Origin of the sequence: Herbaspirillum huttiense, from assembly GCF_004367745.1 — a bacterium.
Taxonomy (GTDB): Bacteria; Pseudomonadota; Gammaproteobacteria; order Burkholderiales; family Burkholderiaceae_D; genus Herbaspirillum; species Herbaspirillum huttiense.
In genome coordinates this window covers 5,157,414-5,178,453 of sequence record NZ_CP037993.1, presented here as the reverse complement: position 1 = coordinate 5,178,453, position 21,040 = coordinate 5,157,414, and the positions used below count along the sequence as shown (strand labels likewise).

General features: G+C 53.0%; 16 protein-coding genes and 1 pseudogene. 7 read left to right on the top strand and 10 right to left on the bottom strand.

Annotated elements, in window-relative coordinates; translation table 11 throughout:
• Nucleotides 1–6: 6 nt before the first annotated feature.
• Genes E2K99_RS23115 through glcE form a run of 3 tightly spaced genes read right to left on the bottom strand, consistent with a single transcriptional unit; the run spans nucleotide 7 to nucleotide 3,895 of the window.
• The gene (locus E2K99_RS23115; RefSeq protein ID WP_134223703.1) at nucleotides 7–1,461 is read right to left on the bottom strand and encodes an FAD-linked oxidase C-terminal domain-containing protein; all 1,455 of its coding nucleotides are present in this window, start codon (nucleotides 1,459–1,461) and stop codon (nucleotides 7–9) included.
• Nucleotides 1,458–2,717: a glycolate oxidase subunit GlcF gene (gene glcF, locus E2K99_RS23110; protein WP_134223702.1), complete on the bottom strand. Its 1,260-nt coding sequence runs from the start codon at nucleotides 2,715–2,717 to the stop codon at nucleotides 1,458–1,460. The genes E2K99_RS23115 and glcF overlap by 4 nt, the downstream gene beginning before the upstream one ends.
• A gap of 23 nt (nucleotides 2,718–2,740) precedes the next feature.
• Nucleotides 2,741–3,895: a glycolate oxidase subunit GlcE gene (glcE, locus tag E2K99_RS23105; RefSeq protein ID WP_134223701.1), complete on the bottom strand. Its 1,155-nt coding sequence runs from the start codon at nucleotides 3,893–3,895 to the stop codon at nucleotides 2,741–2,743.
• A 136-nt stretch (nucleotides 3,896–4,031) separates the two neighbouring features.
• Between glcE and E2K99_RS23100 the strand changes: the two genes are divergently transcribed.
• The 7 genes and pseudogenes from E2K99_RS23100 (at nucleotide 4,032) to E2K99_RS23070 (ending at nucleotide 14,540) form a co-directional block, all read left to right on the top strand.
• Complete coding sequence (locus tag E2K99_RS23100) at nucleotides 4,032–4,958, top strand: LysR family transcriptional regulator (protein WP_134223700.1); 927 nt, start codon at nucleotides 4,032–4,034, stop codon at nucleotides 4,956–4,958.
• A gap of 581 nt (nucleotides 4,959–5,539) precedes the next feature.
• The gene (locus E2K99_RS23095) at nucleotides 5,540–7,111 is read left to right on the top strand and encodes a methyl-accepting chemotaxis protein (RefSeq protein ID WP_134223699.1); all 1,572 of its coding nucleotides are present in this window, start codon (nucleotides 5,540–5,542) and stop codon (nucleotides 7,109–7,111) included.
• A 1,198-nt stretch (nucleotides 7,112–8,309) separates the two neighbouring features.
• Entirely contained in the window at nucleotides 8,310–9,116 is an 807-nt protein-coding gene (locus E2K99_RS23085) for a TnsA endonuclease N-terminal domain-containing protein (protein ID WP_134223698.1), read from the top strand.
• A gap of 240 nt (nucleotides 9,117–9,356) precedes the next feature.
• Nucleotides 9,357–11,312, top strand: coding sequence for a DDE-type integrase/transposase/recombinase (locus E2K99_RS23080; RefSeq protein WP_166675103.1), 1,956 nt, complete (start codon nucleotides 9,357–9,359; stop codon nucleotides 11,310–11,312).
• Nucleotides 11,309–12,745, top strand: coding sequence for an ATP-binding protein (locus tag E2K99_RS23075; RefSeq protein ID WP_134223696.1), 1,437 nt, complete (start codon nucleotides 11,309–11,311; stop codon nucleotides 12,743–12,745). The genes E2K99_RS23080 and E2K99_RS23075 overlap by 4 nt, the downstream gene beginning before the upstream one ends.
• Nucleotides 12,746–12,752: 7 nt before the next feature.
• A pseudogene (locus E2K99_RS26245) lies at nucleotides 12,753–13,226 on the top strand (TniQ family protein); the annotation flags it as partial.
• A 93-nt stretch (nucleotides 13,227–13,319) separates the two neighbouring features.
• A complete protein-coding gene (locus tag E2K99_RS23070; RefSeq protein ID WP_240733800.1) occupies nucleotides 13,320–14,540 on the top strand; it encodes a TnsD family Tn7-like transposition protein in 1,221 nt (406 codons plus the stop codon).
• A gap of 43 nt (nucleotides 14,541–14,583) precedes the next feature.
• Here the strand turns inward: E2K99_RS23070 and E2K99_RS23065 are convergent, their stop codons facing one another.
• From E2K99_RS23065 to E2K99_RS23035, 7 genes are all read right to left on the bottom strand, one after another.
• Nucleotides 14,584–16,191 (bottom strand): TniQ family protein, encoded by a 1,608-nt coding sequence (locus E2K99_RS23065; protein ID WP_166675101.1) that lies wholly within the window; start codon nucleotides 16,189–16,191, stop codon nucleotides 14,584–14,586.
• Nucleotides 16,192–16,633: 442 nt separating this feature from the next.
• Nucleotides 16,634–16,825 carry a hypothetical protein gene (locus E2K99_RS23060; protein WP_134223693.1) on the bottom strand — a complete coding sequence of 64 codons (192 nt, stop codon included), beginning with the start codon at nucleotides 16,823–16,825 and terminating at the stop codon, nucleotides 16,634–16,636.
• 335 nt (nucleotides 16,826–17,160) lie between these two features.
• Nucleotides 17,161–17,334, bottom strand: coding sequence for a hypothetical protein (locus E2K99_RS25625; protein ID WP_166675015.1), 174 nt, complete (start codon nucleotides 17,332–17,334; stop codon nucleotides 17,161–17,163).
• Between the two features lie 260 nt (nucleotides 17,335–17,594).
• Nucleotides 17,595–18,617 (bottom strand): branched-chain amino acid ABC transporter permease, encoded by a 1,023-nt coding sequence (locus E2K99_RS23050; RefSeq protein ID WP_134223691.1) that lies wholly within the window; start codon nucleotides 18,615–18,617, stop codon nucleotides 17,595–17,597.
• Nucleotides 18,614–19,492: a branched-chain amino acid ABC transporter permease gene (locus E2K99_RS23045; protein ID WP_134223690.1), complete on the bottom strand. Its 879-nt coding sequence runs from the start codon at nucleotides 19,490–19,492 to the stop codon at nucleotides 18,614–18,616. Before E2K99_RS23045 ends, E2K99_RS23050 begins: the two co-directional genes overlap by 4 nt.
• A gap of 10 nt (nucleotides 19,493–19,502) precedes the next feature.
• On the bottom strand, nucleotides 19,503–20,201 hold the full coding sequence (locus E2K99_RS23040; protein ID WP_134223689.1) for an ABC transporter ATP-binding protein: 699 nt from the start codon (nucleotides 20,199–20,201) through the stop codon (nucleotides 19,503–19,505).
• Nucleotides 20,198–20,920 (bottom strand): ABC transporter ATP-binding protein, encoded by a 723-nt coding sequence (locus E2K99_RS23035; protein WP_134223688.1) that lies wholly within the window; start codon nucleotides 20,918–20,920, stop codon nucleotides 20,198–20,200. The genes E2K99_RS23040 and E2K99_RS23035 overlap by 4 nt, the downstream gene beginning before the upstream one ends.
• Nucleotides 20,921–21,040 lie beyond the last annotated feature (120 nt).

Here is a 21,040-nt window from a genome sequence, read left to right as displayed (position 1 = left end):
TGGTCGTTAAAAACGTGGCAGGTCGGCAAAGGGCATGGCATCCCGGCTGATCTGCATGGCACCGAACTCGGCGCAGCGATGCAGCGTGGGAATGGCCTTGCCGGGATTGAACAATCCGTGTGGATCAAAGACCTGACGCAGGCGCGCGAACAGATCGAGCTCATCGGCAGAGAATTGCCAGCACATGCCATGCAATTTTTCGGTACCGATGCCGTGCTCGCCACTGACGGTGCCGCCCTCGGCCAGCACCGCTTGCAGGATGGCGTCGGCCAAGCGCAATGCGCGCTCTTCTTCCCCAGCGACGGCGCTGTCGTAGAACAGGACCGGGTGCAGGTTGCCATCCCCTGCATGGAAACTCTGGGCCACCGCGATGCCATATTCTTCCGACAGTGCCATCACGCGGGCCAGCACGCGGCTCAATGCGCGGCGGGGCACGGTGCAATCGGCGACGTACAGATCGCTGGCGCTGCGCAGCAGAGCCGGCAGCACATTCTTGCGTGCGGCCCATAATTGGGCGCGCTGCGCTTCGTCATCGGCCTGGCGCACTTCCATGACGGCAAGCGCCTGGAAGATGGCGTGGATGCGACGGGTGGCCTCTTCGATCTCTTCCGGCTCGCCATCCAGTTCGCACAGCAGTGCGCCGGCCGCATCGATGCGCAGGCCCAGGGCGGGAGAGAACCGATGCGCCGCCTGCAGGGACGCCTGATCCATGATCTCCAGGCCGGCCGGAGTGATCCCCTCTGCGATGATGCGCGACACCGCATCGCAAGCCGCCTCGATGGCCGGGAAGAAGCCCAGCAGTACGCGCACAGCGCGCGGCTTTGGAAGCAGCCGCAGCCGCGTATCCGTGACCAGCCCCAGCAGCCCTTCGGAACCGCACAGCAGCGCCAGCAGATCCAGGCCAGGCTGATCCAGGCTGCCTTCGCCCAGTGCCAGGACCTGCCCCTCGCCAGTTACCAGACGCAAGCCCACCAGGTTGTGTACGGTCAAACCGTATTTCACGCAATGCACGCCACCGGCATTCTCCGCCACGTTGCCGCCAATGGTGGACGCCATCTGGCTGGAGGGATCAGGTGCAAAGAATAGCCCGTCGCCAGCAGATTGCTGCGTCACCACGATGTTGCGCACTCCTGGCTGGGCCAGTGCCTGCCGTGCGCCCGCGTCGATGCGGATGCGGCGGAGCCGGTTGAGCGCCATCACTATGCCTGCTGCCACCGGCGTGGCACCGCCGGACAGGCTGGTGCCGGCGCCGCGCGGCACGATGGGAACCCCTTCGGCGGCACACAATGCCACCACCGCCGCGACCTGCTGTTCATCGGCCGGCAGCACCACGGCCAGCGGTCGTTGCTGCAAATGGAACAGCGCATCGCACTCATAGGGGGCCACCGATTCGGCATCGGCCAGCAGCCATGACTCGCCGACGATGGCGCGCAGCGCAGCAAAGAATGCAGAGGGATTCATGGTTGGTCCCTTGCTGGCAGGCGCTCGGCCAGGATCTCCAGCCAGTGCCGCACGGGCACCGGGCTCTCTTTCTGCAGATGCATGATGCAGCCCACATTGGCCGAGGCAATCGCCTGCGGCTTGCCGGCCATCAGTTTCTCGAGCTTGCGCTGCCCCAGTTGCGCGGCCAACACCGGTTGCAGCAGGGAATAAGTCCCGGCCGAACCGCAGCAGAGATGGCTATCTGCGACCGGAGCAAGCTGATAGCCGGCGCGCTGCAGCAGCAACTCGACCCGGCCTTTGAGGCGCATGCCATGTTGCAGGCTGCACGGCGGATGAAATACCAGTTGTTCTTGGCCAGGCGATAGCGGCGCCAGCGGCAAGTTGCTGGTGCTCCACAGGTTACCGACCAGTTCCACCGGATCACGCAGCAGAGCACTGATGTGTTTGGCCTTGACGGCATATAGGGGATCATCCTTGAGCAGATGCCCATAGTCCTCGATCATGCTGCCGCAGCCGCTCGACGTCAGCACGATAGCTTCGGCCCCAGCCTCCAGCAGCGGCCACCAGGCATCGATATTGCGGCGCATGGCTTGTTTGGCTTCATCGGGTGCGCCCAGATGCTGACTGATGGCGCCGCAACAGCCAGTTCCCTTCGCCGTGACCAACGTCACGCCGAAATGATCAAGGATCCGGGCCAGCGCCTGGTCATATCCCGGCGCCACCGTCCCCTGTACACAACCGTGCAGGGTCAGCACGCGACGGGCGTGCTGGCTGGCCGGCTGCGTAGCTGATTGCGCAGCGAGGGACGCAGGGGGCACAGGGAGGCGTTTGCGCAACCCCGCCGGCATCATGCCGCGCATTGCCCACGCCGCATGCAGCGTCATGCGCAGCAAGCGGTGGCTTTGCAGTGCACGGCGCAGCAGTGTGCGCTTGATGCGTTCGGCCAGACTGCGCGGGACACGGCGCTCGACTTCCTCGCGGCCGATGTCGATCAACTGACCGTATTGCACACCAGAGGGGCAGGCCGATTCGCAGGCACGGCAGGTCAGACAACGGTCCAGGTGATCGCGGGTGCGCACACTCACGGGCGCGCCCTGCAGCATGTCGCGGATCAGATAGATACGTCCGCGCGGGCTGTCCAGTTCGTGGTCCAGCAGATCGTAGGTGGGGCAGACCGAGGTGCAAATACCGCAATGTACGCAGGACTCGATGATGCGTTGGGCATCCGGTGCTGCGCTGCTGGCTTTCATCCATTGATCGAATTCGACGCGCATGGGCTTTCCTGTAATGACGTGGTTCAGCAGGACGCAAACAGGCGCCCGGGATGGAAAATGCCGTGGGGATCGAAGACTTGCTTGATGCGGCGATGTATATCCCGCAGTGCCGGAGTCATCGAGGCCTGCAGGACGGTTTCTTGCTCCTGGCGCGTGCCATGACGCCACAGGGCAACGTGGCCGCCGTGAGCAGTTGCCCACTGTTTCAGTGCAGGGTACGCACTCATTGGCGCCCACACCCAGCGCACTGCACCGGCCCAGTCGATGGAAGTGGCCGGAGCGATGTCCATAACCGGAGACCCAGGTCGCACCGAGACACGCCATAGCCGCATTGGGTGGCCATGATCGGATTCCAGAGGGACGAAAAAGGGATGCGTCTGATGCGCGAAGCCTCGCCAGAACGCTTCGGAGCTTTGTTGCTCCAGCAACGTGCCGCCGTGGCGGCGCAGGAAAGCCTCGACACATTCGGGCGAGCCGGCGCTGCGCAGATAGAGGCAGCCATCGACGTGGACCGCGCCGCTCAGCAATCCGGGACCGGTAGGAAGGCGTTGCATCAGGGCCAAGGAGTCGACAGCGTCCAGCGCCAGCACCGTCGTAATTTCCACTGCGGGGCACGGAATCACACGCAGCGACACTTCCAGCAAGGGACCGAGCAAGCCAAGGCTGCCCGCCATCAGACGTGCAACATCGAAACCCGCCACATTCTTGACGACCTGCCCGCCGAAGCGCAGGTCGCGTCCCAAGCCATCAAGCATGCGTACGCCCAGCAGATGATCGCGTAGGGCACCGGCAAAGGGGCGGCGCGGGCCGGACCAGCCCAGCGCCACCGCACCGCCGATGGTAGATCCCGCCTGCTGCGGTGGCTCGAAACCGAGCATCTGTCTCTGCAGCGCCAGTACCCGCTGCACCTCGACCACCGGGGTACCGGTGCGCACCGTGATCACCTGGTCATCCGGTTCGTACTGGACGATGCCTTGCCAATCCCGCAGCGACAGCGGCTCACCCGAAGTTGGGCAATGTGCATCGCTACGCGTGCCTTTACCCTCGATGCGCAGCTGACCGCCAAGACGGACGGTGTTGCGAATACGTTCATGCAGTCGGGCGATAAATGAGGTGCCATCGAATGGATCATCTGCCCGTAAGGCGTGTACATTGTTACTGCTGTAGTCCTCGCTCACCTCGTCTCCTGCCTGGCTCTATTGGCTTAGTGATCGCAATGGTAGTAAGCACCCGGCATGGCAACAAGCGAGTTCTTTTCGCTTATTATTTGATTTTCCTCAATAATGAGGGGCAATTAGTATTGCCCTGCATGCAATGAACCTGACCATCAAGCAGTTACGCGCATTCCTTACGGTCGCCGATACTGAGAGCTTCAACCTGGCAGCCAAGCGCCTGCATCTGACCCCGGGTGCGGTGAGCTTGGTCATCAAGGAGATGGAGCAGGAGGTTGGCTTCTCGCTGTTTGACCGCACTACTCGGCGAGTATCGCTCTCCAAGGCCGGGCGCGATTTCCGCCCCTCGGCCGAACGTGTGCTGCGAGAGATGAACCAGGCCATGCAGACCGCGATGGACGTCAAAAACAAGACCACCGGGGTGGTCCGCGTGGCCGCGCCGCTGTTCGTGGCCAGCGCGCTCATGCCGCAGGCCATCGCCGCCTACCGCAAGATCAAGCCGCGCGTGCAAGTGCGAGTGGTAGATTGCGCCGTGGAGGAACTGGTGGATGCGGTCGATAGCGACCACGTGGATATCGCAATCGGCCCTGATCGCGCCACGGGCGAGAGTGTCCGTCGCATCAGCCTGTACGAGACGCCCTGGGTATTATGGTGTGCCGCCAGCAATCCGCTGGCACGTCGCAAGAAGATCACCTGGGCCGTGCTGGCCAGACAGCCTAGCGTGCTAGCCAGCCACGACTATGCCACCCATGTCGCCAAGGCATTGATTGCCTTGCCTCCCGAGCAGCATTTCATGCCCAGCTACACGGTGACGCATCTATCAACCGCGCTGGGCCTTGCTGCCGCCGATCTCGCTGTTACGCTCTGCCCGGCCTACGTGGGTGTGCTGGCACATGCCTTCGGACTGGTCATGCGCCGCATCGAAGAACCGGAAGTAATTCGTGAAATGTCGCTGTATCTGCCCAGTACGCGGGCTCTGACGCCGGCGGCTGCCGCGTTCGTTGACTTCCTTACGCCGTTCCTCATCGAACGCGCCACTTGTGACAGGGCGGGCATGAGCGGAAAGTGAAACGCAGCCGACGAGCAAATGCAATCGTGCGCGTATGGTGAAGCACTAAGCGACGTCATTCGTATTGAACACACAAGATAACGAATTGCGTTGCTGTCTTCCCATGGCGACAGCGCAACGGTTTATGACGATCTGTGTATTTTAGGCTTGGTAAAGTCGCGCAAATGACGAAATTGTGAAATCATTCGGAAGTCTGATCGTTTTACGGAATGCGTTTGAAGAGCAAGCGCCAGTGTCGAGCAGCCATGCCTTAGTCCCGCTAGTCTAAGCGCAAGACTGCGATATCGGAGGACCTGCCGTGAACTGAACACATTATCGATATCAGGCAACGTGAACAAGTGTATGAGACAAAGTGGCGCAGACCCATAGCAAACAATGATCTCAAGGCTCACCAGCATGTGAGCCGTCACTGACTGTTTTCCAGACTGGGAAATCCCAGCCCCCCCTCTCCTGTCCTATATCAACTCTGATGATCTTTTGAGTTGCCATAGCGATTCCCCGGTAAACAATATGTACTTAAAGCGCCAATAACTGGTTAATTCGTGTAGCAATAGAGATTCGTCAAAAAAAAGGGGAAGAGGGTGAAAAATATCAAGATTGGTTCGAGACTCGGAGTTGGATTTGCCGTGGTGTTGGCGTTTTCGATGCTGGTCGCCTTGGTGGGGATCTGGCGTCTCAATAATCTTGCACAGCAAACGCAAGCAATGATGGAGGGCCCGTTGCGTACGGAGCGACTAGTTTCAAAGCTGAACACGTCCCTGCTGATCGCTATCCAGCGAACAACGACCGTAGTCAAGAGTCACGATTCGGAACTGGACGCGTTTCTGTCACAGGAAGCGGCCTCATCAAGCAAGGAATCCGCACAGATCGTCGCAGACGTAGAGAAGCTGATGATCCTGGATGATGAGAAAAAGCTTTTCGATGCCATCACGCAGCAGCGAAAGGAGTTCCTGGCGGTACGGAATCGCATCTACGACGCCAAAAAACAAGGCGACCGAGAAAAAGTCGACAAGCTCTACGCTGACGAATATGTCAAGGTAGCGAAGAACACAAGAGAGGGCATGGCCGCCCTGTTGGATTTTGAAAAATCACGTATGGACGAAATCTCAAACCAGATCCAGGAGCTGGCCGTCTCCAGCCGCAATCAGATATTGGTGTTGGAGATGTTCATTCTTGTTTGCGGCGTAGCGTTTTCCATTGTGCTCACGCAAAGTATTACTGCACCGATAGCAGTGGCACTGATTATCTCCAAACGCGTGGCTGAAGGCAACTTGACCGTGAAAGCTGGGGCGGCCAGCAAGGATGAGTTAGGCCAGCTGGTAACATCATTGCAGACGATGAGCGAACGCTTGCATGGCGTGGTCGCAAGCGTCAGGCACGGTGCCGACAATATCGCAGTAGCCACGGGTGAAATTGCCACTGGCAATCTTGATCTTTCTAACCGTACGGAGGAACAGGCCGGAGCGCTGGAGGAAACTGCTGCATCCGTAGAACAACTTACCGCCAGCGTACGGGCCAATGCGGAGAACGCTCAACGCGCTGATAAGCTGGTTAGCTCCGCAGCGGTGGTCGCGCGTGAAGGCGGCAGCATCATGAGCGACCTTATCGCGACGATGAACAATATCAACGCCTCGTCCCGGAAGATCGAAGATATCATCAGCGTGATCGATGGCATCGCGTTTCAGACCAACATCTTGGCGCTGAATGCCGCCGTGGAAGCGGCTCGGGCAGGGGAGCAAGGAAGAGGCTTTGCCGTAGTCGCCTCTGAAGTTCGGGCGTTGGCCCAGCGATCTGCGGCTGCAGCAAAAGAAGTCAAGGAGCTTATCGGTGATTCTGTCGAGAAGGTCGGCGCTGGCAGTGCACTGGTAGAACGTGCTGGCAGTACGATGGGCCAAATCGTCAGCAGTGTCGAGAGCGCCAATGCCCTTATGAGCGAGATCAGCTCGGCCAGCCGCGAACAGGCTGAGGGGATTCATCAAGTAAACGATGCAGTGGTGCAGATGGACAGTGTCACCCAGCAGAATGCGGCACTGGTGGAAGAAGCTGCCGCCGCAGCGAAATCATTGGAGCATCAGGCCGATGAACTTAAGCGCACGATGAGCTATTTTGTTTTGACGACAAGCAATATCGTCCATCATCCTGGACTTTCATGACAGGCGAGCGTGACCTGCCCTTCTTTTCCTTCGATTGCCGTCTGCCAACGCGCCGTCGAAACACAATATCTTCACGGTGGTGTTTGCAAAGCCCCGCATCAGGAGCGGCGGGGCCTGTTGCTCTAGGGCAGGAAAACGGGAAACAGGAGGGGCGCCAAGAGTGCGGTCAATATCCCATTCATCCCCCATGTCCAGGCCGGCGAAGGCGCCCATCTCTGTATTGATCTGCAAGGCGCCGGCCGTAGCTATGGCGCCATAGCCGACATTAAGCATAAGACGGCCACGCTTTTAGACAATGATGACGTAGGTAAGGAAGCGGCCATTACATTACGGAGACGCCGTCAAGTGATAAGTCGTGCCGAGGTAAAGTGCGTGATGGTCGGCATAAGAAATGCGAAAATGAAATCCGTAAAATTTCTGCAAGTGGCATAAAAGTAGAAATTCCAACGTGATTCGACAATAGCCTTAGCCTGGGAAGGCATCGCGGATGTCTTCTATCAGCCAGGCTAGCTCAGTATCAGCGAGTACCACCGTAGCCACCTTGGGCTGATAGGCGGAAGTGCTACGCGGTACATCTGTCATTTGGCATCCTCCTCGGATGCCGCAGGCTTGGGGTCGCTGATGATCAATGAATTTTGGCCATTGCGGACGAGCAGTAGCCGTGGCGTTTTTTCAAGGAGATCAGCTTCATCAAGTTGGCTTATCTTCCGTTCTAATGCGGCAATATGCCCCTTGTACTCTGCGACCGACGACGCAGCAGCCTTTTCTGCATCCAGCTCACCGCGATCAAACTACCCTAGCCACATCTGCATGAGGTTGGCGACAAGTTATGGGTAATGAGCGCCTCGTGTCGCCCCAGCTTGCCGCCGCGAATGTCGCTGTAGATCTGCATCTTGAAATGCGGGCTATGCGCCTGATAGGGACCCCGTGACACCATGATGTCGCTCATCCTAAGAAGGTACGAAAAGCGTTTCATTTCATACCCAGCCTTGGTCCAGCCCGAGCGGTTCACTCCAAACGGTTGGAGCGGAAGAGGGAGTCCACCGTAATAAGTTATAAACGCGTCGAATATCTGTTCGACAGACAGTTCTTTAACATAGGGACTTTTATATATTAGTACAGGCTATATTGCGCGGCGCAGCGTTGATTTCACTACTATTATTATGGCTTAAACTTGCAAACAAGTTAGAATCGTGGCATGAAATGGAGCTCTGACCTCTCAAGATATCCCGCCTATCTACATAACAAGATCAGAAAAGGGAGGGGGATGGGCAGTTTCGATGAGTACCAGCCATGGGTACAAAAGCGTGACTTTGGTTCTGCTGGCAATGCGTCGACTGTCCAGGGGATCGTAATACCGCGACTTCATCATGTCCTTTCCGATCTTGAGCTTATTTACTTAATGATGCTCGAACGCCGACCAGGCGTCATTGATATACGAGAACAGTGGCCGATTTTGGATATTGATCAGACTCTAGCTATCTGCGAAGAAGTTGGAGAGCATCACAGATACGAAGAAGGTGCCCCTGTGCCTTTTACGCTCGACTTCCTGGTCACGTTTGACGTCGACGGTGAGCGGCGCTACGAGGCAAAAAGTGTCAAGAGTCCGGCCGATGCTCGGAAACCCAAAGTTCGAAAGCGTTTACTTGTGGAGTCTCTATGGTGTCAGTCAAAGAATCTCCGCTGGGATCTCATAAGAACAGATGGATTTTATTCAGCGGGGAAAACGACGTTGATAATTGCGAACCTCAGCTTCATGCGTGAATGGTTCTCGAATCGATACGAGCCAGATGAAAAGGAACTTCGGCAGTTCGTGGCGGTATTTTCAAGATACTACGACCAGGGTCTGAGATTAGATGAAATTATGGCGCGTTGCGTCCAGGTATTGCGAGTTTCAGAGGGACACGCTGACAACATGTTTCGGTATGCCCTCTGGCGAAGGGACATCAAAGTTTCATTGTCCGAAAAGATTGGCTACGACCGCCCGTTGATTTTAAAGAAGTGATTATTTATGCCGGACTTTCGACCAAACGAAATTGGCTTCGCACGTTGGCAAGTACTTGAGTTGCCAACGAGTGAGGGTACGCAGTACTTACGTGTAACTCATGTTTTCGGTAGCGTAATCTACGTTATGCGCATCAAGGAGGTGATCGATGTGCGATACGCAAATCGACCTGCCAGATATAGCTTGCGGGACTTCGTGAGTCTAGGCGATCGACCTGGTGCACGATGGGGACGTATAGCCATGCCGACGGAGCTGATTGCGCAGCCGTTGGCTGGGTCTAGGCAATCTGATCAAGTGGAGTCCAGCTGGAATCTTATTGAGCCCGTGTTAAATTCATTTGAACAGAGGGATAACTTACGCGCAGCTAATTTCTCGGCACTGATAAGAGCTCGTAGTCAAGCGAAGGATGTCAGTTATGACACAGTAAAGCGGCTTGTTTTACGCTATTACTATTTTGGCGGTACAAAAAATGCACTGGTCCCGTTTCTTCGGGGCGTGAAGCCTGGTTCGCGTGCAGATGGGGCCGGTGAATACACTCAAGAAAAGGCTCCTGCAAAGCGCCGTGGGCGAAAGTCAATTCGAACACAGATCCTTGGTGAAAATAAGTTCATTGTTAGTGAGGCAGATATTGCTGACATGGTCTCAAGTTTGAGGCGGCAGTTGCGTAACGCAAAGACCGGTTATAAGCAGGCATGGAAGAGCTATCTCGCCAATGAATTTGCACGAAGAAATAAGAAGGTATACCAGCAATATATAAACAAAGAGATTGATCTTCCAGTAACGGAGCGGCAGTACTACTACTACCTGACCAAGTATGCAGAATTAGATAGCGCATTGTCAGAAAACCTAGTCACAAGAACTAGAGAATCTGGGTACCGAGGTGCGCTTACTGCCAATGCGCCTGGTGATATCTATGAAATCGACGCCACAGGGGGGCGATTGCATCTCTTGGCTGGCAATAATCCTCCAATTTTGGTGGATAGGCCGAATATTTATCTCTTGATTGATCGATGGAGCCGCTATGTTGTCTCGGTTTATATTTCTCTCCGCCCAGCCTCATACGAAGAGCTCCGTTACGCGCTTCTTATCGGATTTACTTCTCGGAATAGTCGCTTCAAGGCAATGCGGTGTAATGTCGATGATGAACGTTGGCCAGTTGGACGGGTGCCGATCCGTATCGTCGCCGACCGAGGCTCGGAATTCCTATCAAATGCCATCGAGCAGTCGTTATCCACTGACCTTCGAATTAAGCTAACCAACCTCCCGCCGCTTTGCCCAGATGGAAAAGCCATCGTTGAACGCTTCATCAGAACAATGAAGCAGAAAATGTTGGAGCGAGGTATGTCCGGCGTGTACGCGGAGCGTCCGATGAATCCCGTGACGAAGCGGGCAAAAGAGAAAGCAGAAAGTGCACCTCTTACGTCGTTGTCGGAAGCTTACCGAGAATTGGTTCAGATAGTAATCGAATATAACAACACCCCACATACCACCCTTAAGAATTATCGGGAGCTAACACAAGCTGGGATAGCTCCCACGCCACAGCAAGCGTATCTCTGGGGTATAAAAAATAAGGCATCCAAGGGTGTCTTTCCCTACTCTGAGGAAGAGCTTGCACAGATTTTCCTGAGTCCCGATACCGCGACAATGTCGCATGGGAAGATAACTTACAAAAGGAATACGTACCATCCGAGCAACGATTTAGCACATGCGTTGGTGCGTGATTCCGGCGCTCGCGCCAAGAAGGTCTCAATTCGGGTCGATAGAACGTATCCGCAGTCCGTCTATGTATCTAGCAAGCGCGGCGATCGGGCTGAGTTTGGAATCTCAGCCAACGGTGCCGATACGCTGGGCCTGATGACCTTAGATGAAGAAGACGCGATGGAACATGAGACGAAGCTGCGATGGGCAATGAGTAGCCACCAGAGCAATATTGATCAAATCGACGGGATACGTCAGAGAGCCTCTCGTACAGAGCTGCGTCAGAGCGCACCTAAGAGAGCTGAGAGGTCTGATCGGGAACGCACTCAAGCTGCGCGTAAGTCGGAGACAGAGCAACAGAAGGAGCTGCTGATGGGGCGAGAGCGGCACTCTACTAATTCATTTGATAGTGATGATGAGCCAGAATGGCTTAAGCAAAAGAGGAAAACTGAAGCGGCTCACCTTGAGTTGGTGGCAAAGATGAGAGAAAAGAAATGAACACGCCTTTGTATAAGCAGCAGCTTCCAATGTATGAGCCTCAATCGGCGGTTTATACCGATACAGGTACCACGCGATATAAGGGAAATCCATTTATCGAAGCTCTGCCTCCAATGCCTGAGTCAAAGCTGGACTTCGCAGTTCTTGTGTCAAATTACCCAGATCCTCCACCTAAGAAGATGCGGAGTGCTGGCGAGATAGTTCGGTTGGTCGAATTAGAAACATTGGGCGACGTCATCTATCCGTTTGAGCAGTATGCCAATGTAGCACTCGCAACGTCGATGATGATCCGCGAAAGCCTAAAGTCTAGAAACCCAATGACTATCTTGGACGTACGTCGCCGACACGCCATGGCTGTTGCCACCGAGAAGGATCTGGAGAAAGATCGAATGTTCTTGCCGCAGGAATGGCGTAGCACAGCGAAGAGTCATTTGATGGTGGCAAATAGTGGAGCAGGGAAATCAACGTTCATCGACAGATATTTGAGCTTTTGCCCGCAGCTCATTCAGCATAAAGAGTACAAAGGAGTAGATTTGCGACACCTTCAACTGGTGTACATCAAGTTGCGAGTGCCTCATGATGGTTCCTTAAAAGGCTTGTGTTTTCAATTCTTCCAGGAAATTGATAGGCTTCTGGGAACGAACTATCTAAAGGAAGCGAGGGCAGTGGGCACGATCAGCACGATGACGTTGCTGATGCAGAAGGTGGTGACGGCCACATCACTTTCTCTGATTGTGATTGATGAATTTCAAAACTTGAGGTCGGCGCAAGGACGGCATGCTGAGCACGTCAAGAATCTCATTGGAGAACTGATGGAGTGGTCTGGTGTGAGTATCTTATTGATTTCCACACCTGCGATTGACAAAGTTATCCAAGGCAACTTGGGAAACGCACGCAAGATGACCACCTTGGGGGAGACGTATATTAGTGCTATGAAGAAAGGTAGCCCCACCTGGCAGCAGTTTTGCGAGACCCTTTGGGAATACACCTACGTAAAAAACAAAAATCCTCTAACTAGCGAGATACTCACTGCATGGTTCAACGCTTCAGCTGGGAACACTGCATTCGCTAAGTTGGCGTTCATGCTGGCACAGCGGAATGAGATCGGCGGCCGCGAACTTGTTGATGAGGTCTCTTTTGATACTGTTGCAAATACTGATCTACTTTTCTTGCGACCGGCCATTCGAAGCCTTTTGAGTCAGAAGGCCTCTGAGATGGTCGAATTTGACGACTTGTTCATTTCTGCAAAGTACAAAGAACTGCGAAGCCTGTTTGGCGTAGTGGATGAGAAACCGAAAGCGCATCGTCCAGTGAAGGAGTTCGCAGAAATAGAGGATAGTGCGAACGCCAGGAAAAGGATAAGGAGTGTGAAGAAAATTGATACAGGAAATGTGGAACTCTCTGAAGAAGATCCGCTATTGCTAGACGAATGAGGTGGCTATGCCAAACCTATGCTACTCACCAGTCCTCCATAATGACGAGCTCTTGTATTCTTGGGTAGGTAGACTTGGCGAACTTAACGCCTATTGCAATCCTAAGGATTTTATGGGGCTGATATACGGCAATAGAAATGCCCTCATCAGTCCTGATCTACCATGCAGACTTCGCGCGCTCGTTAGCTTGTTAGGAGAAAATTTCCCTTTTGAAAGCATCGGCGCAACAATCGAGCAGGGCACCTTATATCCCTACCACCGTCCGTTTGTCGACGTTCCAGTCCACGAGTCGGTGGTTCGGCGAATGGAAGGGAATGGAAACGGACTGAAGCTTTTTCTCGGGCGAGTCGCAAACAGGTTTCGTGCTTCGGCACCGCTAAAATATTGTCCGATATGTCTTGAATTGGAACGCGCGAATTGGGGCTATGGAATCTGGCATAGGTCGCACAATGTTCCAAGCGCTTTGTGCTGCCATAAGCATGCCATTCTGCTCAAATCGTCCGTTAATCCGACAGAACAATCCCACCGGGGGTTTATTGTCATGCCTCCTCGTTATTGTCACGAGGAGATTTATATGCGTCCTACTTCGGGCCAACTCCGCATGACCATTTTTGGAGTTGCAGCGTTGCATGCCGGAGTGCCATCTATTCCCGCACAGGTTCGCGCCAAACTGTATCTCCGTCAGGCTCAAAGAAAAGGCTATCTTAAGAACGACGGCAGCCCATCTATTCCCTCTTTGGGGCGTGCGATTTGCGAGCGTTATGATGATTTCGAAGGCATCGCGTTCAGGGAACGCTTGCTTGCAACGGAGAATAATCCCATGAGATGGATAAGGGACTTGCTCTTTCGGCCGGAGCGTTCGTTGCATCCAATAATGCACCTTCTTTTGATAGATATTCTCTGGGGGAGTTGGCAGTCATTCGTGGACGAAGTCGCCTTAGTGATAAATGGAGATGAAACGGAAAAGGAGAAATCAAAAAGCCACTCAAGCAGTATCGAAAAAAAAGGGTTTCAGGACCTGGATGATGACGAGTCTTTGTCGTGCCGCTCCGTTGCCGCAAAGTTAGGCGTCGCAATCAATACTATTGTGCAGCATAGATTGATCCGCGGTAGCGCTGTCGCTCAACGACCTAAGAAAATTTCCTCGGCTCTGAGAAATGCCATCCTCTGTGAACTAAAAAGTGGGGCAACGGCTGCGGAAATTGCTGAAAAGAGAGGACTATCAACGTCATCAGTATATCGGCTTAGAGCAGTAGCGAAACGAGAATTGTCTGAGTTAGCGGCAGTCGATAGAAATCAGGTGCGGCAGAAGAAGCGCGAAGAGTGGATGGCTTTGCTGAAAGCGGCTCAAGAAATTAGTGTGATAAGGTCGACCAGACCTGATCTCTATGCTTGGCTATATCGAGATGACAGAGGTTGGTTGATTTCTCATAACAAGAGCTATAGGCATGCTCATATAGCTAATGGCCGAGTAGACTGGGCTCGGCGAGATAGGGAGCTCTGCGGAAAGGCTAAGCTTAATCTCCAGGTGATGCTAAAAGATCAGAGTCGGGGGCGAGTCACAAGAGCAGCATTGAGACGTCACTTAGACGACGCAATGATTCGAGCGAACCGAGAAAATTTGCCGATGTTCACTTTGCTCGAAGATCGACTTCAGGAGTCGATATTTCAGTTTCAAAGGTACCGCTCCGCGCGAGCCGTGGCCCATCTGCGTTCCGTGGGCTTGCCAATAGTCGGTTGGAGGATTCAGAGATTGGCCGGAATGAGGGAGCTTGGAAACGAGAACATTGTCTAGGTTATCGAGCACAGCCCCTCATAATTCTGCGAAAATCCCGCCGCTAGCTAGCAATATTCTCGAACTTTTTCGAGTGGTATTTGCAAGCCCTTCCGTGATTTTTCAGCACCGTAATTATGTAATTTAGGTTCGCGGGATTGCTGAAAATTCCGCATTTAGCCGCTAACGAAGTAACGGAGAAATCTGTCTTCTCATCTGATAGTGCATCGAATACGCGGACGATATGGCGCTCCGTCAATTTTATGTTTGCATTGTCTCGAGCTTCTTGAAGGGCCGCATTTCTCTTCATCACTATGCCGATTTGAGCATTCGTCAGCCCGGTCAATAAGGATATATTTTCCGCCGTGATTTTTCGCGGAGGAAAACTACTTTCAACATAGGTTGCTATAGCAGATTCGATAAGGGCAATACGTTCATTAGACACGGATGCGCTTACCGCTTTCATTCTTTCAGACCGCTGGGAACTTGTTCTGACTTTTCTCTCATACATTATCTTTTTATACCAGGTAGAGTCTCGAAACTGAGCGCGGAAGAATTCGGTGGCGCCGTGAGGGTTTTTGCCATTATTAAAGGCAGAGAGTATCTTCGCGCGATCTGATTCGATAGACGGAATTTCGGTGATCCTTGACCCTATTGTGAGAAGCCACTTTGGGTCGTGAATCCGCAAAAATTCGTAGGCGGGCTTGTTGTGAGAAGGAATCAGATGAGGGTTCCTTCTTCTGAACTCGATCATGGAATCTTTGGCACACTGCAAGGACTTGATTTTGTAGTGAGGGGTAAGTCTGAGTGCAGGCTCGTTCGAAGACGAGGCTACATTAAATCGGCGAAATTCATCAGTTGCCGTTGGATAGTCAAGCCCCCATGATACGAGGGCTGCAGAGATTGCGTGAGCGCTGAGTTTCTTCAGTGGCTCGGTACTCGACCAATTCATTTTGATCTCATCGTGACAGTGCCAGTCACGATCGAATAATTCGGTCAATTGACGCCGGTGATTGATTCTTGATTTTAAATACCCTAGAACTTGCTCTTGAGTCCAGTCTACGTGCCGTTCTTGCAAAGCTTCGTAGCTAAAGACCGAAAGACGATGTAACAGATGATCTTTGTTTATGCTTTTACTTTTTTCATTTCGTCGATCAGTGCCGCAATGACAGATATGAGTCAGCGGCGTCGGAAGATCCAAATGGTTGTAGCCCACCTTGAGATTGCAGTTTGGACAGCTAATGCTCAGCGCGATGGTGTGCTTGCGGCAAACTCTCACGTTTTTTATCTGGTGCTCAGTGTGCCAATATGGTTCCCCATAAAGGTCGATATCCTGCTCCATACAAATGTGGCAGTAGTACCGTAGCGCATTCAATTGGCGGGACCTACCTTTAGTGGGTGTTGAACATAGCGCAAGGTGGAAAGGAGTGGTCGAATGTTCTGCCAAGGCTTCGGTGTTTGATACACCCAGAAACTCCAACAATGCTTTGACTCGTGGGCTGTACTCTGCAAGATCTAAACCGCTGATGAACGAGTAGTTCTGTACTCCGAATTCTGTTAGAAGAGAGCCCCAAATACCTTGAGTATTGTGAGCTTTAAGACGAGAAAGCCAAGAGCCAACGATCTCTCCAGGATAGGGGCCAGGACAATAGGGGAGAAGTACCTTTTTCAATTGAAGACGTATACGAATTTGCGGAAGGTCAGATGTTAGCGGAATGGAAGCGCCTTGCGGACAAGAGATTGGTATTCTAGTGGGAGCTTGGTCGCTGCTTTAGATACTCTGCGCGAACCTGCTATCAGGTGGAGTCTTCGCGGAAGATTTCACAGTGAAATCTGATGGGAGCTTTGATGGAAGGACTTTGGTAGGACCAACCCGCGTATGACAGTAAGGACGAAAACGTAGGGATACCAGGTTGACCCTTGATGGGAGATGTTAGATAAGTCTTCCTGCGCAAAGCCCTCTGCGCTCATTAGCTATGCTGCCATTGCTCCGCCACAGCCGTGGTCACGAAACGACTTCAAGGGCGTTTTGAGGATTCGGACCCGGCTAAGGTACGGAGTAAGCCAGATGCGGTCTGAATCGATGAGAACTTCATTGGACAAAAGTTGATCCATTATTCGCAAAGATGGCGAATTTTTCGCAGTTTTCGTTCAGCCTCAAGCGCCCTCTCTCGGTACTCCATCGCACTCTTAAGTAGGTTTGAGATTGACAGCCAGTAAGAAGCCCCCAGATCGCCCTCCTCAAGTTGTAGCCGATGCAATTTTCTCAGGGCAATCGAGAGGTCGATATCTTCTTGTATGTCCATGTTACTCTCCAAATTCAGCAAGCCTGCTAGTCAAATATACTGCATTATAATTTTGCGTCAACGTGGCGCCATTGCCCTTTTTACCCCCACTGGCTGTCCTTATCGCTGGCAACCTCGAAGGCATCTAGGCCATCCTTTTTCAGCTCGGGAAGCGCTTCTAATCCCTTTTTGTAGCTGCTCTGCGGGTCCTCAAACATCTTGCTGCGGAAGTTGGAATCCGCGAAATCGCGCAAGCAACGCAGAACACTTAAACAGATGTTTCTCGACTTGAGAACTCTCGGCTACGAGGGCTCCTATGACCGCGTGGCGGCATTCGGACGAGAGTGGAAGGTGGGTCAAATGGAGAGGGTCAAATCTGCGAGCAAATCAACAGTACGAAGCCATGGATGGAGCATCAGCGCCTCCTTCAGTCCGTTCGGAAGTGATATATCGGTGAAGTGGGCAGTGACAGATGCCCCGTCACGATAAGCGACGATACCGATTGGCTCAACCTTGAGCGCATCCCACATGCAGTTAAGTTCTTCCCGAATGTCTGCTAATCTCGACCAGTCTATTCCTGACTGACAGTTGTCAAAGCCATCTCCCTTGAAACCGATAGATCGGCATCGGAGATGGCTTTTGAACTGCTTTAATCTGACCCTACAGGGCCGTTTCCTTGATGCATCGATCCCTTCCTGGTCCCAGCGCGGCGACACCGCCAAAGAAGCAGAAGCCCGAGACTATTTGGTGAATCCGCTACCTCGCGCTCAGCAAGCTCGCTTTACTATCCTCATTTCTCATGCGTATTTTCACTGTTCGCCACCACATGTCGACGCACGGGGAAAATACTGACGTTGTATCGCTGCTGCAGGCTTCCCCAAATTCCCTTCGGCCATTTCAACATCACTACAATTGCAAGCAATCCCATGAGCATCAGATACCAGCTACCATAATCTGCCAGTAGCTCTCGCATGGCAAAAAAGATGATTGCACCGATAATTGGCCCTTCAATTGTTCCAATGCCACCGATCACGACAATAAAGATCGCGGATACCCCCCACGCAAGATCGAATGCGGATCCTGGTGCGATACGCAGCACATTTAGGTAGTACAACGCTCCAGCGAGGCCGGAGCCAAATGCCGACAATATGTAAACGTAAAACTTCACGCGTGCGACATTGATGCCCTGGCTTTCAGACGCGACCTCGCTATCACGAATGGCAGTTAACGCCAAGCCAAAGCGCGAACGTAAAAGAACGTAGATGAATGCCACCGAGCCTATAGCCATAGCGCAGGCAATCCAATATGTCGTCGACTCACGTAGAGACTTTGGTATTGCACTCATTGCCGTCAAACTCTGCCCTGACCCGCCCCCCACGAGCGCCACGTTCGATACTCCTAGCCGATATACTTCAGCGACTACCCAGGTGCAAACAGCAAAATAACCACCATGGAGGCGAAACACCACTTTTGAGGTAGGAATTGCGAACAATGCTGCAACCACGCCTCCTAACAATACCGAGACAAATGGATTGATGTGTCCATGATTAGCTGCGACGAACAATGCGTAGCCACCAATTCCAACAAAGGCTTGCTGCCCAATGGAGAGCAAGCCTCCATACCCGGCCAAGAAATTCCACATTTGCGCCAGCACTAAATAGCACATGAATTCCACTAAAAGGCGCAACGTGCTCGGGTCGGCCCAGAAAGGTAGGGAAATAAGAATGCCGCACACAAGAGCAATCGATGTGATTAACTGCAGCGGCTTAGTATTGCTCGTGACAGTGTAGTTTAGGGTGGTTGTTGGAATCATGATTGTGTCTTCGCAAAGAGACCTGTGGGCTTAAACAAGAGGACGACAAGGAAGAGCAAATGACCTGCCAGAATTCCCCATCCCGGATTGAATTTGTAGCCAATCCCTTGTGCAATCCCGAGCAAAATGGCGCCCAAAAAAGTGCCCCAGAACGACCCCAGCCCACCGATTACAACTGACTCAAAGGCATACAGTAAGAAACTGGGGCCCATATCCGGTGTGAACGACGTCTTGGCTCCTAAAAACACACCACCCACTGCCATTAACGCGAAAGCAATCCCCATCGCCAATCCGTAAGCGTGGCGGTTTTTAATCCCGACCAATTGAGCTGTTTGCTGATCATCGGATGCGGCCCTGAACACAATTCCAAGAGTAGTCTTCTTGAACAGGAGAGTGATCATCGCTGTGAGTACTACTGCGCTGACAAAGATAAGGAGTGGCAGTAAGCCAATGATCAGATTATGGCTGAATTGAACACTAGCGGTACCAAAGTCACCGATCTGCAATGAATTTGTATCAGCGGAGAATCCCTCTAAAAGGGCATTCTGAACAAGAATCGACATACCGAACGTGACCAGCAAAGGCGGAAGAATGTCTTGACCAAGCGTTCGATTCAGAACAATCCGCTGCAAAGAGTAGCCTATCGCGAACATGACGAGAACTACGATCGGTAAGGTCGCAAAGGGATGTAACCCTGTAGCGCCACCGATGGCCAACGCGATGTATGCGGCTAAGATAATAAAATCACCATGTGCGATATTGACCAACCGCATTACCCCATACGTCAATGACAATCCGATGGCAAACAAAGCATACAAGCCACCGGTTAACGTCCCCTGGACAAGCGTGTCCATCCACTCAGAAAAACTGTACATGGCGCCCCCGTTAGATGCCGAAATAAGCGTTGGATATCTGTTCACGACGCAAATCAACAGGCTTTCCTGCTAGCGAAACCTGCCCGTGCATGAAACAGTAGACACGATCGGAGACTCGTAATGCCGTGTCGATATCTTGTTCGACGATGATGACGGATAGGCCCTCCTCCATGATCTTTGGGAAGGCGTCGTAAATGTCTTTGACCACCACCGGAGCTAGCCCCAGTGATATCTCGTCGCAGATAAGGACGCGAGGGTTGGCCATCAGCGCTCGCCCGATCGCCACCATCTGTTGTTGCCCGCCCGAGAGTGTCGTGCCGCGCTGACGGCGCTTTTCCTTCAACACAGGAAACAGCTCGTAGACGCGCTCAAGATTCCAACTCCCTCGACGCCCCGAAAAAGTTCCAGTCACAAGATTCTCTTCGACGCTAAGGCTGCTAAACAGCCGCCGACCTTCTGGCACCATGGCGATCCCGCGACTGACGATATCATTTGGCGCTCTTCCGCCAATCGGCTCTCCTGCCAATACCACCGCATCCCGCGGAGCCGACAATTGTCCGCAAATGGTCTTCAAAAAGGTGGATTTGCCGGCGCCGTTAGCGCCAATAATTGCAATCGATTCGCCTTCTCGCACATCAAAGTCAATCCCAAACAGCGCTTGAAAATCCCCGTAAAAGGCCTCTAAACCTTTGGTTGTCAGCAAAGTCATGCTTCTAGCCCCATATAAACACGCCGTACCGCCGCGCTCTCCATCACCTCACGTGGTTCACCTTCGACCAGTTTTTCACCGAAATTGACAACCAACAAACGAGTGGCAACTGCCATCAGAGCATGTACGACATGCTCGATCCAGATGATGGATATGCCTTCAGCTCGAATCTGATTAATCATCTCCACAAGTGCGTGTGCCTCTCGCTCCGTCAATCCACCAGCAATCTCATCAAGCAAAAGAACCCGTGGCTGGGTTGCCAAGGCGCGCGCGAGTTCAAGCCGTTTTCGGTCCAGAAGGGTCAAGCTTCCAGCCAAGCGATTTGCCTTATCCATCAAAGCTGTACGACTTAATACATCTATACAGATCTCTTCTGCCTCACCTCCCTGCTTTTCACCTCCAAAGCAGGCCCCTACCAGGAGGTTCTCAAATACCGTCATACCGGAAAACGGCAATGCAATTTGATAAGAGCGCCCGATGCCCTTTCGGCATCGAGCGTGCGGGCGCATCTTCGTTATATCCACGTCCTCAAGGACAATACGCCCGGAGTCTGCAGCCAAGTCGCCCGAGATTAAGTTGAAGATTGTGGTTTTGCCGGCTCCATTTGGCCCAAGAATTCCAAGGGCCTCGCCATCATTCAGATCAAAGGTCAGATTCTTTGTTACCTGGAATGACCCAAAACTCTTTGATACATTTTCTATGGAGAGAAGTACAGTCATGTGGGTGTCCTGCGGCTCCCCCGCCGTTCAAAACAGAGGAGGCATCATTTGATGCAGGGTTTTTAACCTCGACAACGACTTTTGCTTTTTTCTGATTTGTACGTCAAAGCCGTTGTCAAA